14 protein-coding genes are annotated in these 14,312 nt (G+C 73.6%); all 14 read right to left on the bottom strand.

Annotated elements, in window-relative coordinates; genetic code table 11:
- Positions 1–45: 45 nt before the first annotated feature.
- The 14 genes from hypD to ACFW2G_RS13035 all read right to left on the bottom strand — a co-directional run bounded on the left by hypD (position 46) and on the right by ACFW2G_RS13035 (position 14,054).
- Positions 46–1,188 (bottom strand): hydrogenase formation protein HypD, encoded by a 1,143-nt coding sequence (gene hypD, locus ACFW2G_RS13100; RefSeq protein WP_384580408.1) that lies wholly within the window; start codon positions 1,186–1,188, stop codon positions 46–48.
- Entirely contained in the window at positions 1,185–1,559 is a 375-nt protein-coding gene (locus tag ACFW2G_RS13095) for a HypC/HybG/HupF family hydrogenase formation chaperone (RefSeq protein WP_384447245.1), read from the bottom strand. The genes hypD and ACFW2G_RS13095 overlap by 4 nt, the downstream gene beginning before the upstream one ends.
- A complete protein-coding gene (hypF, locus tag ACFW2G_RS13090; protein ID WP_384580406.1) occupies positions 1,528–3,933 on the bottom strand; it encodes a carbamoyltransferase HypF in 2,406 nt (801 codons plus the stop codon). Before hypF ends, ACFW2G_RS13095 begins: the two co-directional genes overlap by 32 nt.
- A complete protein-coding gene (gene hypB / locus ACFW2G_RS13085; RefSeq protein ID WP_037915608.1) occupies positions 3,933–4,802 on the bottom strand; it encodes a hydrogenase nickel incorporation protein HypB in 870 nt (289 codons plus the stop codon). Before hypB ends, hypF begins: the two co-directional genes overlap by 1 nt.
- Before the next feature lie 3 nt (positions 4,803–4,805).
- A complete protein-coding gene (locus tag ACFW2G_RS13080; RefSeq protein WP_037915606.1) occupies positions 4,806–5,201 on the bottom strand; it encodes a hydrogenase maturation nickel metallochaperone HypA in 396 nt (131 codons plus the stop codon).
- 116 nt (positions 5,202–5,317) lie between these two features.
- On the bottom strand, positions 5,318–5,422 hold the full coding sequence (locus ACFW2G_RS13075) for a DUF6893 family small protein (RefSeq protein WP_384447240.1): 105 nt from the start codon (positions 5,420–5,422) through the stop codon (positions 5,318–5,320).
- The gene (locus ACFW2G_RS13070; RefSeq protein WP_384447238.1) at positions 5,419–5,985 is read right to left on the bottom strand and encodes a hydrogenase maturation protease; all 567 of its coding nucleotides are present in this window, start codon (positions 5,983–5,985) and stop codon (positions 5,419–5,421) included. Before ACFW2G_RS13070 ends, ACFW2G_RS13075 begins: the two co-directional genes overlap by 4 nt.
- A complete protein-coding gene (locus ACFW2G_RS13065) occupies positions 5,982–7,403 on the bottom strand; it encodes a hypothetical protein (RefSeq protein ID WP_384580404.1) in 1,422 nt (473 codons plus the stop codon). Before ACFW2G_RS13065 ends, ACFW2G_RS13070 begins: the two co-directional genes overlap by 4 nt.
- Positions 7,400–8,101 (bottom strand): DUF6084 family protein, encoded by a 702-nt coding sequence (locus tag ACFW2G_RS13060; RefSeq protein WP_037915599.1) that lies wholly within the window; start codon positions 8,099–8,101, stop codon positions 7,400–7,402. Before ACFW2G_RS13060 ends, ACFW2G_RS13065 begins: the two co-directional genes overlap by 4 nt.
- On the bottom strand, positions 8,098–8,760 hold the full coding sequence (locus tag ACFW2G_RS13055; RefSeq protein ID WP_384580402.1) for a DUF5947 family protein: 663 nt from the start codon (positions 8,758–8,760) through the stop codon (positions 8,098–8,100). Before ACFW2G_RS13055 ends, ACFW2G_RS13060 begins: the two co-directional genes overlap by 4 nt.
- Entirely contained in the window at positions 8,757–9,284 is a 528-nt protein-coding gene (locus ACFW2G_RS13050) for a hypothetical protein (protein ID WP_037915596.1), read from the bottom strand. Before ACFW2G_RS13050 ends, ACFW2G_RS13055 begins: the two co-directional genes overlap by 4 nt.
- On the bottom strand, positions 9,281–11,065 hold the full coding sequence (locus ACFW2G_RS13045; RefSeq protein ID WP_037915593.1) for a nickel-dependent hydrogenase large subunit: 1,785 nt from the start codon (positions 11,063–11,065) through the stop codon (positions 9,281–9,283). Before ACFW2G_RS13045 ends, ACFW2G_RS13050 begins: the two co-directional genes overlap by 4 nt.
- Positions 11,066–11,166: 101 nt before the next feature.
- Entirely contained in the window at positions 11,167–12,222 is a 1,056-nt protein-coding gene (locus tag ACFW2G_RS13040; RefSeq protein ID WP_384447230.1) for a hydrogenase expression protein HypE, read from the bottom strand.
- A gap of 80 nt (positions 12,223–12,302) precedes the next feature.
- Positions 12,303–14,054 (bottom strand): enoyl-CoA hydratase-related protein, encoded by a 1,752-nt coding sequence (locus tag ACFW2G_RS13035; RefSeq protein ID WP_384580400.1) that lies wholly within the window; start codon positions 14,052–14,054, stop codon positions 12,303–12,305.
- Positions 14,055–14,312: the final 258 nt, after the last annotated feature.

Below are 14,312 nucleotides of genomic sequence, written 5' to 3'. Positions count from 1 at the left end.
GGGGCCGGGCAGGTCCAGCCCGTGATGTCCAGGGTGGTACCGGTGTCAGACAACGGGGCTCGCCTCCAGCGGGGTGGTCGCGGCCGCGGGAGCGGTCCCGAGCTCCAGCCGCCGGTAGAGGTAGTACGCGGCGCAGGCCCCCTCGCTGGAGACCATGGTGGCGCCGAGCGGGCTGCGCGGGGTACACAGGGTGCCGAAGGCCTCGCACTCGTGCGGCTTCAGCAGCCCCTGGAGCACCTCGCCGCTGCGGCACTCGGCGGGCTCTCGGGTGTCGATGCCACTGACCGAGAAGCGGTGTTCGGCGTCGAAGTCGCGGTAGCGCGCGGACAGCCGCCATCCGCTGTCCGGGATCACGCCGATGCCGCGCCAGGCCCGGTCGGTGACCTCGAAGACGTCCTCCAGCATGGCGAGGGCCGCCGGGTTGCCCTCGGGGCGGACGGCGCGCGCGTAGGCGTTCTCGACGGTGTGCTCACCGCGCTCCAGCTGCCGCACGGCCCGGCGCACGCCTTCCAGGATGTCCAGCGGCTCGAATCCGGTGACCACGATGGGTACGCGGTGGCGCTCGGCCAGCTCCGGGTACTCGCCGACGCCCATCACGCTGCACACGTGCCCGGCGGCCAGGAAGCCCTGGACGCGACAGCTCGGCGACTTCATGATCGCCTCGATCGCCGGGGGCACCCGGACATGGGAGACCAGCAGGCTGAAGTTGCGGATGCCGAGCTTCTTCGCCTGGTGGACCGTCATGGCGTTGGGCGGGGCGGTGGTCTCGAAGCCGATGCCGAAGAACACCACCTGGCGCCGCGGGTTCTCCTGTGCGACGCGCAGGGCGTCCAGCGGGGAGTACACGACGCGTACGTCCCCGCCCTCGCTGCGCACCTGGAACAGGTCGCGGCCGGTGCCGGGGACCCGGAGCATGTCCCCGAAGGAGCAGAAGATCACGTCGGGGCGGGAGGCGATCTCCAGCGCCTTGTCGATGACCTCCAGCGGGGTGACGCACACCGGGCAGCCCGGCCCGTGAATCAACTCGACCTGTTCTGGCAGGAGTTGGTCGATGCCGTGCCGGATGATGGTGTGGGTCTGGCCGCCGCAGACCTCCATGAGGGCCCAGGGCCGGGTCACCGTGGCGTGGATGTCGTCGAGCAGTCGGCGCGCGAGGGCGGGGTCCTGGAACTCGTCGATGTACTTCACGACCGGCCTTCCTCCTGGGTGTGCTGGGGTGCGGTGGTCTCTCCGGCGAGGGGGCCGTCGGCGAAGGGGCCGTCGGCGAACGGCCAGGGGGAGTCAGCCCCGGCCTGGGCGGCCGCTTGCTCCCACGGGTCGCCGAACTCCTCCTGGAGCATGCCGAGTTCCTCGAAGAGGGCCAGGGTCTGCCGGGCCGACTCCTCGTCGAGGCGCTGGAGGGCGAAGCCCACGTGGACGATGGCGTACTCGCCGACCCGCAGGTCCGGCAGGTACTCCAGGCACACCTCCTTCTGGACGCCGCCGAAATCGACGGTAGCCATGCGGGTGCCGTCCTTCTCCCCGATGTCAAGCACTCTGCCGGGTACCGCCAGGCACATGGGCTTCTCCTCGCTGTGGGTGGTGCGGTTGCTGCTCCGGGGCGGCGGCCGCCGCCACCATGAGCTGGCCGAGGGACAACCCGCCGTCGTTCGGGGGGACCCGGCCGTGGCGCAGGACGGTGAACCCGCGGGCCCGCAAGGCGTGGGCGCACGCGGAGGACAGCAGGGTGTTGGCGAAGACGCCGCCGGTCAGCGCGACGGTGTCCAGGCCGTGCCGCTCGCGGGCGAGCGCGCAGAGCTCGGTGACGAGGGCGGTGACGGCCGCGTGGAAGCCGCCGGCGACCAGCCTCGGGTCCGTGCCCGCGCGTACGTCGGCGACGACGGCGGTCAACAGCGGCGCCGGGTCGGCGACGACCGGGCCGGCGCCGGGGTGCTCCGGGACGCGCAGCCCGAAGGCGTAGCCGGGGCCGACCGCGGGGGCCCCGAGGGCCGCGGCCTCCAGCTCGATCGCGGCCTGTGCCTCGTATCCGGCGTGGTGGCAGACGCCCGCCAGTGAGGAGACGGCGTCGAAGAGCCGCCCCATGCTGGAGGTGGGGACGCAGTTCAGGCCCCGCTCCAGCTGGCGTTCCAGTACCCGCAGTTCGTCGGGCGGGCAGGCGGCGACGCACGGCAGGTCCGGGGTGCGGGCCAGGCCGGCGGCCCGCAGGTGGGCCAGGGCCATCCGGTACGGGCGCTGCACGGCCGCGTCGCCGCCGGGCAGCGGCACGTAGCCGAGGTGGGCGAAGCGGCTGTAGCCGGCGTAGTCGGCGAGGAGGACCTCGCCGCCCCACACGGCGCCGTCGTCGCCGTAGCCGGTGCCGTCGAAGGCGACGCCGATCACGGGGTGCTCGCCGTCCAGGCCGTGTTCCGCGAGGGTGGAGGCGATGTGCGCGTGGTGGTGCTGCACCCGCACCAGCGGCCGGGCTCCGGCCGTGCGCCGCGCCCACCGGGCGGAGCGGTAGCCCGGGTGCCGGTCCGCCGCGAGGAGGGCGGGGCTGACGCCGGTGATGGACTCCAGCTGGCGTTCGGCGCGTTCGAGGGCGTACTGGGTGGCCAGGTCGTCCATGTCGCCGATGTGCGCGGACAGCCAGGCCCGGTGTCCCTCGCCGAGGCAGAAGGTGTTCTTCAGGTCGCCGCCCGCCGCCAGGGTCGCGGGAACCGGCAGGGGCAGGTGCACCGGCAGTGGGGCGTAGCCGCGGGCGCGCCGTACGGTCAGCGTCTCGCCGTCGCAGACCCGCACCACGGAGTCGTCGCACGGAACGTGGACGGGCCGGTCGTGGGTGAGCCAGGCATCGGCGATCCCGGCGAGCCGCTCCAGCGCCTCCTCGTCGTCGGTGACGATGGGCTCACCGGCGAGGTTCCCGCTGGTCATGACCAGCGTGCGGGGGCCCGGCGGGTCTCCCGGCAGGCCGAGCAGCAGGTGGTGGACCGGGGTGTACGGGAGCATCACGCCAAGGTCGGGGCAGCGCGGGGCGACTCCTTCGGCGAGCACGCCGGGCGCGCCTTCGCAGACCGCGGCGGCGGCACGGCGGCGCAGCAGCACGATGGGCCGTACCCCGCCTTCGAGCAGGGCGCGCTCCTCGGGGCCGACGTGCGCGTACCGTTCGGCGTCGCGGATGTCCCGCACCATCAGGGCGAAGGGCTTGTCGCCGCGGGCCTTGCGGCGGCGCAGCTCGGCCACGACACCCGCGTGGGTCGCGTCGCAGGCGAGGTGGTAGCCGCCCAGGCCCTTGACGGCGACGATCGCCCCGGCCGCCAGGAGCCGGCGGGCCCCGGCGATCGGGTCCTCGTCCGGGGCGGGGCGGGGCGGCCGCCCGGTGAGCAGGGCCAGCCGGGGCCCGCACGCCGGGCAGGCGACGGGCTGGGCGTGGAAGCGGCGGTCGGCGGGGTCGCCGTACTCGCGGGCGCAGTCGGGGCACATGGGGAAGCGGGCCATGGTGGTGTGCGCGCGGTCGTAGGGCAGCCCGGTGACGATGGTGAAACGCGGTCCGCAGTGGGTGCAGGTGATGAAGGGGTGCCGGTGGCGCCGGTCGGCCGGGTCCGCGAGCTCGGCGAGACAGTCGGCGCAGGTGGCCACGTCCGGGGAGACGAGCGTCCGGGCGGGGCCGCCGGTGCGGGAGGCGACGATGGTGAATCCGGCGCCGCCCGCGACGGGGACCTCGTGGTGGTCGACCGCGTCCACGACGGCCAGCGGGGGCGCGTCCGCCGCGAGGTGCTCGCAGAACCGCGCGACGGCGGCCGGGGCGCCCTCGACCTCGGCGACGACGCCTTCAGGGGTGTTGGTGACGTGTCCGGTGAGGCCGAGGCCGGTCGCGCGCGTGTAGACGTAGGGGCGGAAGCCGACCCCCTGGACCACGCCGCGGACGATGACGCGCCGGCGCTGGACCGACTCCATCAGCGGGGCTGGGCGGCGGGCTGGGCGTGCGGGTGTTCGTGGTCGGGCCCGTGGGTGTGGCCGGGCCCGTGGTGGTGATGGTGGTCGGCCCCGTGGTCGTGGCCGTGGTCGTGGCCGTGGCCGTGCAGGTGTCCGCGGTCCTGGTTCTGGTCCTGGGTTTGTGCCTGTGCTTGTGCCTGCTGCCGGCGGGCCATCACCGGAGTGTGCGTCCTGGTCCCGTCGCCGGCCGCGAGCGCCCGGTCCAGCAGGAGCCCCAGGCCCTCGCCCTTGCGCGCCGAGGTCATGACGATCTCCACACCGGGGTTGACGCGTTCGACGTTGGCGCGGAAGGCGGCCTCGTCGAACTCGACGGCCTGCGCGATGTCGGTCTTGGTGACGACCACCAGCTGGGCCAGTCCGAAGGCGGTCGGGTACTTCAGCGGCTTGTCCTCGCCCTCGGTCACCGAGGCGAGCACCACGCGCAGCGACTCCCCCAGGTCGTAACCGGCGGGGCAGACCAGGTTCCCCACGTTCTCCACGAAGAGGATCCGGGTGTCCTCGGGCAGCCAGCCGTCCAGGTGCCGGCCGAGCATCCCGGCCTCCAGGTGGCACAGCCCGTCGGTGAGCACCTGCCTGACCGGAACGCCCGAACGGGCCAGCCGACGGGCGTCGTTCTCGGTGGCCAGGTCCGCGGTCAGCGCCGCGACCGGCACCGCTCGTTCACGCGCCAGGAGCAGCTCGCGCTCAAGGAGCGCGGTCTTGCCGCTGCCGGGGCTGGAGAGCAGGTTGACCACCGTCGTGCCGCGGGCGGCGAGCCCGGTGCGCAGGGCCCGGGCGGCGTCGTCGTTCTTGGCGAGTACCGCCTGCCGCAGATCGACCACTCGGCACATGGTTCAAGCCTCCTCGGGAATCGGTTCGCGGGTACGGGCACCGGCGGGGCCGTCCTCCCAGCGGACGCTGAGGATCTCCAGCTCGCGGCCCGAGAGCAGTTCGACGTCCGCGGCCCTGCCGCATCCGGGGCAGCACAGCTCAGGAGGCATCCCCACGGCCCAGGTGCCGGGGCAGGCCGCGCAGCGGGCACGGGCCGCCACGGGTTCGGTGACGAGTTCGGCTCCCGCGAGCAGTGTTCCGGCACAGGCCAGTTCGAAGCAGAAGGCCAGTGCGTCGGGCACCACGCCCGCCAACTCGCCCACCTTGAGCCGCACGGACGTGACGGCGTGCGCGCCGGCCGCCCCGGCGGCTTCTTCCACCTGGCCCACGACGGCCATGGCGATCGACATCTCGTGCATCGGACTCCGTCCTGCCGGGGCTCATTACACCGGCGGTACGGAGCTGCGGCCGTCGGGCACGCCGGTGCGCCGCGCCGCCCGTACGCCGTTCGGCGGGGGCGCGGCGCCATCCGGCGTCACATCCTGCGCATGCGCAGGTAGCGCCTGAGGTCGGGAAGGACCTGGAGCACGACGGCGGCGAGGGCGGCGGCAGCGGCCCCGCTGATGACGGCCTTCTTCATGGGGTTCTCCTCAGTTCACGGCGGGGTGCGCCGGCTTCGTCGGGAGCCGGCAGGTCGAGCAGGTCGAGAGCCATGCGGACGGCCTCCGGTACGGCGGCGGCCACGGGCGGGCTCAGCGCGATGCCCTCCTCGACGCAGCCGGGCTCGCAGCCGAGGACCAGCGTGCGCCGCGGCGGGGTGGCGCCGGTCCCGGCGCACAGGGTGTCCAGGAGTGCGAGGACGGTGTCGGGCGACATCTGGTGGCCGTCGAGTGCGGGCCCTTCGCCGGGTCCCGAGTCCGGTGTGCCGTCTGCGGTCGCGGCCGCCGTACCGGTGCCCGGCTGCACCTCGATGAGGTACAGGGTGCCCGGTTCGCCACCGCGGGCGGTGGCGTCGACCAGGACGAGCGTGTCGTAACCGTCGAGGAGCTGGTAGGCGAGGTGGACCCCGCGCACGCCGAAGTCCACCACCTCGACCCCGTCGGGGAGCGGGTGGGCGGACAGGGCGCGTACGGTCTCCACTCCGAAGCCGTCGTCGCCGAGGAAGACGTTGCCGATGCCGGCGATCAGGACCCTGGGGTTCACGCGTCCTCCGGCAGGGTGACCTCGTCGGGCTGGAAGTAGAGGAAGCGGCCCTGTTCCCGGCGGATGTCGGCGCCGGGGTCGTCCTCCACCGTGACGGCGAGGTGCACTCCCCCGTCGACGTCGTGCAGGACGGCTTCGACCAGGGCGGAGCGGCCGTGGAGGAAGAGGTCCTGGGCGTCGGTGCGGCGCGGTCCGGGGCGCAGCAGGACGCGGCTGCCGGGGCCGACGGGGGCTCCGTCGATCGTGATCCGGTCCGGGGCCGGGCCGGCGGGGTCGGCGCCGGCCGGATCCCACCAGGGGGTGTCCGGCTTGAACAGCGCCTCCTCGTCGGGGATCCCGGAGGTCTCTTCCGAAAGGTGCGGGCCGGTGACCTCGCGCAGGGAGCGCACCGCTCCGTGCAGCCGTTCCAACACCTCGGGGGGCAGGGAGTCGGCGAGGTCGACGACCGCGGCCGCCCGGGCGTCGGTGCCGCGGGCCTCGCGCTTCTCCTGGTCGGTCAGGGCCGCCGTGCGCAGGGCCAGGATCTCGTCGATCTCGGTGGCGTCGTACATGGCGCCCGCGCTCTCGGGCGCGATGGCCGGGTGGTCCTCCAGGATGATCGGGGAGGACAGGACGACGTCGGCGCGGCCCGCCTCACCGGCGAGCACCGGCCAGGTGTGGCGGTTCGCGCAGGCGGCGACGGCCTCCCGGGCCCATTCGGGCGGGTCGGTCATGGAGAGGAAGGAACCGGAGTCGAGTCCCAGCAGGAGGTGGGCGGCGACCAGTGAACGGGGCAGGGCGGCCTCGCGGTCGACCCCGGTCCCCGCCGCGGGGGTCCACGGGCTGGTGTTCTCCACGACGGCGGTGAGCCGGAACACCCGGTAGGCGCCGTCGAGTTCCACGGCGCGCAGTCGCAGTACGCCTTCGAGGGGCTCGGTGCGCCGTACCAGGCGGCCCGCCGTCCGCCCGTCGGCGTCGAGGACGGTCTCGATGTCGTCGCGTGCGGGGCGGGTGAACGGGACGGTGACGCCGTCGCCGGTCAGCCCGCTGACGGGGACGGCCAGTTCGACGTGTTCCTCGGTTCCTTCGTCCCAGGGCACGAGGACCCGGTCGGCCAGGTGCAGCTCGTCGACGTCGTCGAAGCCGCCGTCGTCCCGGGCCTGTTGGACCGTGCGCCGCTGCGCGTGCAGGAAACGCAGCTCCAGGGCGAGCGTCGCGTCACCCTTCGGCTCCATCAGTACCTCGGTCCGCTGGAAGGCGTGCTCGCCGTGCGCGGGGCCCCACGCGGGGGGCACGAGGACGCCGAACTGCCAGCGCATCCGGTTCTTGGCGGCGGAGGCCCGGTAGGGGTAGAGCACGTACCCTTCGAGGAGGACGGCGTCGGCCACCTGACGGGCGGCGGCGAAGCGGGGGTCCGCGGCGGTGGTGGTCGCGGTCACGGGGCCGTCCTCTCGGTGAGGCGGGGCCGCAGCCCACCCGGCCGGACGGTCCCGGGCGGGGGCGGGGGTGCGGGATCGGAGGCGCCCAGCAGCGCGCGTACGGTCGCCTCCCAGGAGGCGAGCGCGTGGCGGGAGCGGTAGGCGAGCAGGTCGGCCATCAGGTCCGCGGGCAGCCGGAGCCAGCCGCAGCCGGGGAAGTGCTGCTCGATCATCTCCCGCCAGACGGCCACCGGCATCCGGTACGCGGCTTCGCGGTCCCAGGGCACCGGCTCGACCCGGAAGCCCCCGTCGCCGGTGAAGGCGGTGCCGGAGAACAGCATGAGCAGCGGGACTTCGCCGTCCCGGAGGGCTTCGAAGTACCGGGTCGCGGCGATGTCCATGTCGTAGGTGCAGGGCACGACCAGGTCCGTCTCGGTCTCCCCGGTGAAGCCCGGCACCATGACCGGCACCTGGGCGAACTGCACGGGCTGGAGCGTGGTTCCCCAGCGGGAGCGTTCGCCGAAGAGGTCGGCGAGGCCCTCCGCCTCGGCCGGGCCGTAGCCGCGCCGAGCCGGTTCGATGCGGATCTGGCAGCGCAGGGCGAGGGCGTGCACGCGGGTGTCCGGGTCGGCGGTGACGCGCAGCCGGAAGACGAGGGTGGGGCCGGCGGCGTACGGGTCGGCCCGCACGCCGGTGCAGGTGAACGCGAAGCCCGTCATGACCGGTCCCCCGCGGGGGCCGCGGCGGCCACGGGCCGGGCGCGCCGCTCGACCTCGTCGAAGAAGGCGCCGAGCGCGGCCCGTGCCTCGGCTCCTCCGTCGAAGCCCTGCCACAGCATCCGCATCCGGCCCACCAGTTCGTAGCAGACGTCGATCGGCACGAGGTAGCAGCCGGAGCGCCCTTCCCAGCGGTGCACGAGGAGCGCTTCCGTGTCCGGTTCGAGAAGGGCGGCCAGCGGCCCGCCGTCGAGGACCTGCTGCCAGGTCTGCGGATCGAGTTCGCTCTCGGTCGCCCCCGCGGGGCTGGGGTAGAGGGCGACCAGCCGGTCCAGTGCGGCGTTGCGGAAGAAGAAGGCGACGCCGACGGGGATCTGGAGGCGTTCCCACACCCCGGCGTCGAGCCGGTGGCCGGGGTCGGTCAGGTAGCGGTCGGGGACGGCGCGGTAGCGGCCGGTCCGGGTGCCGGGCCGGTCGAACAGCAGCGCGCAGGCGGTGCAGGCGCAGACCAGTGTCCGCTTCTCGGTCTCCACCAGGTGGCGGTGCCCGTCCGGGGGCACCGCCACCCCGCACAGCTCGCAGGTTTCGGGCTCCGGCGGGCGCGGGGCGGTGAACCGGCGCAGCCCGCGCGGGCCGCCCGCGCCGACGGCGGGCCCGGTCACGGAACCCGCGCCGGGCTGGGCGGCCGGGTGCCGATCTGCAGGAGTGCGGGCTGCGGGGCCGGGGCGGGCTCCATCTCCACCCCGGTGACCTCGGGGGCGAAGCAGGTCAGGGTGTCCTCCAGCGTCCGCCGCCCGGCCTCCTCGCCGCCGGGGCCGCAGCCACAGCCGGTGGGAGCGGCCGCGGGGCGCAGCCGCAGGACGCCGGTGGCCTCGTCGAAGCCGATCATTTCCACCGGTTGGGGTGCGCCGGCCAGGGCTCGGGCGATCCGGGTGTGGACGTCCTGGGGGTGCAGGCCGTGCAGGGAGAGCAGGCTCGCGACGAGTTCGTCGTCCGCGGCGGCGGCCAGTGGGCCGTCGCCGAGCTTCGCGGCGATCCGGGCCAGGCCCGCGCCGTAGAACTCCATGAGTACGCGCACCAGTTCCTCGGCGGCCGCGCACGCCTCGCGGTCCCCGGTGGCGGCCAGCCGGTCGAGGACCTCCTCGACGCGGCGGCCCGCCTCCCGGGCGTCGACGGCCGCGCTCATCCGCCCAGTCCGCTCAGGCCGGTGGGAACGTGCATCGTCTTGACGGTCTTGCCGCCGCCGACGTACATGTGGACGCCGCAGGGCAGGCAGGGGTCGAAGCTGCGCACGGCGCGCATGATGTCGATGCCCTTGAAGTTCTCCGGGGTGTTCTCCTCGAAGATCGGGGTGTTCTGCACGGCGTCCTCGTACGGTCCGGGCGTGCCGAAGGTGTCGCGGGTACTGGCGTTCCATGGCGTGGGCGGGTACGGGTGATAGTTGGCGATCTTGCCGTCGCGGATCACCATGTGGTGCGAGAGGACGCCGCGGACGGCCTCGGTGAAGCCGACGCCGATGGACTCGTCCGGCACCTCGAACTTCTCCCAGGTCTGGGTGCGTCCGGCACGGACCTCGGCGAGGCCCTTCTCGGCGCAGTGCAGGGCGATGGCGGCCGCGTACGCCTGGAAGTAGGTGCGGGCGCGGTTGCGCTCCAGCGCGTTGCTCCACTTCGGGATCTTCCACTCGAAGCGGGTCTCGGGCTTGGTCATCGTGCGGGGCAGGTTGATGACGACGCTGTGGCCGGTGGCCTGGACGTAGCCGACGTCGACGAGGCCGGAGAGGGCCGTGGACCACAGGCGGGCGATGGGGCCGCCGCCGGTGTCGAGGGCGAGGTGGTCCTTGCCGTCGAACCAGCGCGGTGACATCACCCAGCTGTACTTGTCGTCGAAGTTGCGCTTCTGCGGTGCCGGGATGGTGTGCTGGTTCCACGGGTGGCGGGGGTCGACCGGGTTGCCGAGCGGGTCGTGCGTGACGAACTGCTCCTTGCCCTCCCAGTCGTCGTAGTACGAGCTGCCGAGCAGGATGCGGATGCCCAGGTTGATCTGGGTGAGGTCGTTGGTGACGAGCTTGCCGTCCACGACGACGCCGGGGGTGACGAACATCTTGCGTCCCCAGTCGGTCATGTTGGCGTAGGTGAAGTCGCAGTGCTCGGGGTCGTTGAGCGCGCCCCAGCAGCCCAGCAGCACCCGGCGGCGGCCGACCTCCTCGTAGCCGGGCAGGGCCTCGTAGAAGAAGTCGAACAGGTCGTCGTGGAGCGGGACGACGCGCTTCATGAACTCGACGTACCGCATGAGGCGGCTCATGTAGTCCGTGAAGAGCTGTACCGAGGCGACGGTGCCGACGCCCCCCGGGTAGAGCGTGGAGGGGTGCACGTGGCGCCCCTCCATCAGGCAGAACATCTCGCGCGTGTAGCGGCTGACCTGGAGGGCCTCGCGGTAGAACTCGCCCTCGATGGGGTTGAGGGAGCGCATGATGTCGGCGATGGTGCGGTAGCCGTGGTCGCCCGCGTGCGGGGCCTCGGTCCGCTCGGCCAGCTCCAGGACGCCGGGGTTGGTCTCGCGGACCATCTTCTCGCAGTAGTCGACCCCGACCAGGTTCTCCTGGAAGATGTTGTGGTCGAACATGTACTCGGCGGACTCGCCCAGGTTGATGATCCATTCGCCGAGGTGCGGCGGCTTCACCCCGTAGGCCATGTTCTGCGCGTAGACGGAACAGGTGGCGTGGTTGTCGCCGCAGATCCCGCAGATGCGGCTGGTGATGAAGTGCGCGTCGCGGGGGTCCTTCCCGCGCATGAAGACGCTGTAGCCGCGGAAGACCGAGGAGGTGCTGTAGCACTCCGCGACGCGCTTCTGCTTGAAGTCGATCTTCGTGTGGATGCCGAGGCTGCCGACGATCCGGGTGATCGGATCCCAGGCCATCTCCACCAGGCCGCTGCCGTCTCCGGCCGCCTTCGTGTTCGGTGCCATCGTGTCTGCCGTGACCCTTCTTCGGTGCGTGCGGGGGGGTGCGGTGCGTGCGGTGCGTTTCCGGGCGCTGTCTGCGGGAGGGGTGCGGGGCGCGCGGCCCGTCACCAGGGCGGGCGGTAGCCCGTGGTCAGGCTGCGGCCGCTGCGCCGCCACTTCGGCTCCTCGTCCACGGTGTGGGCCGTGACGGAGCGGAGCTTGCGGATCAGGGCCCCGTAGGCCCCGCTCGCGGTGACGGAGACCTTCGCACCGGGGGGCTCGTCCATGAAGGGCATGAACTTGTCGGGGAAGCCGGGCATGGTGCAGGCGATGCAGATGCCGCCGACGTTGGGGCAGCCGCCGATGCCGTTCATCCAGCCGCGCTTGGGAACGTTGCACTTCACGACGGGTCCCCAGCAGCCCAGCTTGACCAGGCACTTCGGGGAGTCGTAGGTCTGGGCGAACTGGCCCTGCTCGTAGTAGCCGGCGCGGTCGCAGCCCTCGTGCACGGTCGCACCGAACAGCCAGGTGGGGCGCAGTTTGTCGTCGAGGGGGATCATCGGGGCCGATCCCGCCGCCTGGTAGAGCAGGTAGGTGAGCGTCTCCGAGAAGTTGTCCGGCTGGATCGGGCAGCCCGGCACGCACACGATGGGGATGCCGGCCCGGGACTTCCAGTCCCACCCCAGGTAGTCGGGCACGCCCATGGCGCCGGTCGGGTTGCCCTCCATGGCGTGGATGCCGCCGTAGGTGGCGCAGGTACCGATGGCGACGACGGCGAGGGCCTTGGGGGCCAGCCGGTCGATCCACTCGCTGGTGGTGATGGGCTGACCGGTCGCCGGGTCGTCGCCGAACCCGCACCAGTAGCCCTCGGGCTTGATCGACTCGTTGGGGATCGAGCCCTCGACGACGAGGACGAACGGATCGATCTCGCCGCGCTCGCCCTTGAAGAACCACTCGATGAACGTGTCCGCACCGCCGACCGGACCGCATTCGAAGTCGATCAGGGGCCAGTGAACGGCGATCTTGGGGAGTCCCGGCAGGGTGCCGGTGACGATCTCCTCGATGCTCGGCTGCATCGCCGCCGTCAGGGACACGGAGTCGCCGTCGCAGCTCAGACCCGCGTTGATCCAGAGGATGTGGACCACGGGGTCTTCGACCGGGTCCTTCGTCGCTGCGGCCATGCGCTGCCTCCTCGGGGAGGGGATGAGGATGTGGGAGGGGCGGGGCGCGGAGGCGGTCCGCCTCGGCCCCACGTTTCTTGCTAACAGCTGCGGGGGCCGGGTGCCGCGTCCGGTTCGGCCAGTCCAGTGACGCCGCGCCGGTCCGCGGCGGCGCGGGCGAGGTGGCGCGGGGTCGCCGCCGGGCGCTCCTTGCGGACGAAGGCACGGCGCAGCGCGTGGTAGGAGGCGTGCGGGTCGTCGAAGGTCCGCCGCATCCGCGCCAGCTCGTCTTCCCGGTGGGCGGCCAGTGGGCGCCGCGCCTCGTCGCGCTCGCGTGCGGCCTTCTTCGCAGCGATCCGGGACGCGGTGGCGGGCACGGCGGCGAGACGGACCGCGAGGCACTGCGTCTCGCGGGGGAAGTCTCCGGGCGCGCAGGGGACCGTACGGTCGACCAGTCCGAGCCGGTGCGCGGCGGCGGCGCTCAGGGGCAGTGCCTCGGTGGTGAGGCGGTCGGCGAGGGCTGGGCCGACCCGGCGGGGCAGGGTGTACGTCCAGTACTCGGAGCCGTACAGGCCCATCAGGCGGTAGTGCGGGTTCAGGACGACGCCGGTGCGGCACCAGACCTCGTCGGCGGCGAGGGCCAGCATGGCGCCGCCGGCGGCGGCATTGCCGCCGAGCGCGCTCACCACGAGCCGGTCGGTGGTCGTCAGGACCGCCTCGACCAGGTCGTCCATGGCGTTGATGTTGGCCCAGGACTCCTCGGCGGGGTCCGCGGCGGCCTCGATGACGCCCAGGTGGATGCCGTTGGAGAAGAAGTCGCGGCCGCCGCCCAGGACCAGGACCGTGGTGGGGCGGGTGCAGGCGGTCCGGTACGCGTCGAGCAGCCGGCGGCAGTGCGTGGTGCTCATGGCGCCGCCGGGGAAGGAGAACGACAGGAAGCCGGTCTGCCCCTCCTCGTGGTAGCCGATGTCGGACCAGGCGGGGCGGTACGGGCCGGCGTCGGGTGGGGCCGGGAGTTCGGGGAGCGGGGGCAGCCGGTCGAGCCGGTCCGCGAGGGCGAGGGTCGCGGGCAGCCGGGGGGTGGCGGGCCGGCCCGCCACCCGGGGGGCGCGCAGCTCGGGGATCCACACGGCACCGTCGGCGGTGGCCCGGCAGACGGCCCCGGACCGGGTGGCGAGCAGCTCGCCGGGGCGGCCGCGCAGGCCGTCCTCACGGTGGCCGCCGTGCAGGTACCAGTCGGCGCCGAGCAGGTGGTCGGGTACTCCGGGCTGCGAGTCGGCGGCGCGCAGGACGCGCAGGACGCGCTCGGTGGTGTCCGCCTCCCAGTCGATGCGGCGCTCGCCCTGCCGCAGGAACGGCCGGGCCGGGCGGGGCTCCTGGGGGCGCGGGACGTACGTACCGGAGGCGAAGCGCTCCACGGCGAGCAGGACGGCCTCCAGCGCGGCGTCGGCGATCTCGCCGCGGTAGAGGTCGCTCTTGCCGACGGGGGGTACCGGGCAGTCGGCGGTGGCCCAGACGTCCCCGGCGTCCATCTCGGCGTTGGCCTGGAGGACCGTGACCCCCCACCGGGTCTCGCCGTCCTGGACGGCGTGGTCGAGGGAGGAGGGGCCGCGGTCGCCCACCGGTCCCGGGTGGAGGACGAGGCAGGTGTACGCGGCCCAGACGTCCTCGGGGATGGCAGTGCGCAGCATCGGCGCGAGGACGAGGTCGGGCCGGTGGCGGCGCACGGCGTCGCCCAGGGGGGCGTCGGGCAGGGCCAGTTCGACGGCCACCCGGTGGCCGTGGTCGCGCAGCTCGGCGTGGACTCGCTGGGTGAGGCTGTTGAACGCGCTCGCGACGAGCAGGACGTACACGGGGTCTCCCGGCGGCGGCCCGGGGCCGCCCTGTCGCGGTGCCGGGTCTGATCGGCGGCTGGTCGCCGGAGCACGTCCGGCCGCCTGCGATGCTCGTCCCCGCGGGGCGTGCGGTGGCCGAAGCGGAGCGGCGATGTCACCCGAAAGCGCCGGGGGGCACGGCCGCTCGGCCCACCGCCGTCCCGGCGGGGCGGTGCGGGGTGCCCGGCCGGGGCCGCAGCCCCGGAACCCTGGCCGGGGCGGGCCGTACCGGCCGTA

Origin of the sequence: Streptomyces sp. NPDC058880 (assembly GCF_042742535.1) — a bacterium.
Classification (GTDB): domain Bacteria; phylum Actinomycetota; class Actinomycetes; order Streptomycetales; family Streptomycetaceae; genus Streptomyces.
Note: the sequence above shows the minus strand (reverse complement) of the source record. Positions and strands in the feature narration are given on the sequence as shown.

Bases quoted from the DNA above. Each gene is read 5' to 3' on its own strand.
- ACFW2G_RS13095 (WP_384447245.1), bottom strand. From the start codon at position 1,559: ATGTGCCTGGCGGTACCCGGCAGAGTGCTTGACATCGGGGAGAAGGAC.
- hypF (WP_384580406.1), bottom strand. From the start codon at position 3,933: ATGGAGTCGGTCCAGCGCCGGCGCGTCATCGTCCGCGGCGTGGTCCAG.
- hypB (WP_037915608.1), bottom strand. From the start codon at position 4,802: ATGTGCCGAGTGGTCGATCTGCGGCAGGCGGTACTCGCCAAGAACGAC.
- ACFW2G_RS13080 (WP_037915606.1), bottom strand. From the start codon at position 5,201: ATGCACGAGATGTCGATCGCCATGGCCGTCGTGGGCCAGGTGGAAGAA.
- ACFW2G_RS13075 (WP_384447240.1), bottom strand. From the start codon at position 5,422: ATGAAGAAGGCCGTCATCAGCGGGGCCGCTGCCGCCGCCCTCGCCGCC.
- ACFW2G_RS13060 (WP_037915599.1), bottom strand. From the start codon at position 8,101: ATGACGGGCTTCGCGTTCACCTGCACCGGCGTGCGGGCCGACCCGTAC.
- ACFW2G_RS13050 (WP_037915596.1), bottom strand. From the start codon at position 9,284: ATGAGCGCGGCCGTCGACGCCCGGGAGGCGGGCCGCCGCGTCGAGGAG.
- ACFW2G_RS13045 (WP_037915593.1), bottom strand. From the start codon at position 11,065: ATGGCACCGAACACGAAGGCGGCCGGAGACGGCAGCGGCCTGGTGGAG.
- ACFW2G_RS13040 (WP_384447230.1), bottom strand. From the start codon at position 12,222: ATGGCCGCAGCGACGAAGGACCCGGTCGAAGACCCCGTGGTCCACATC.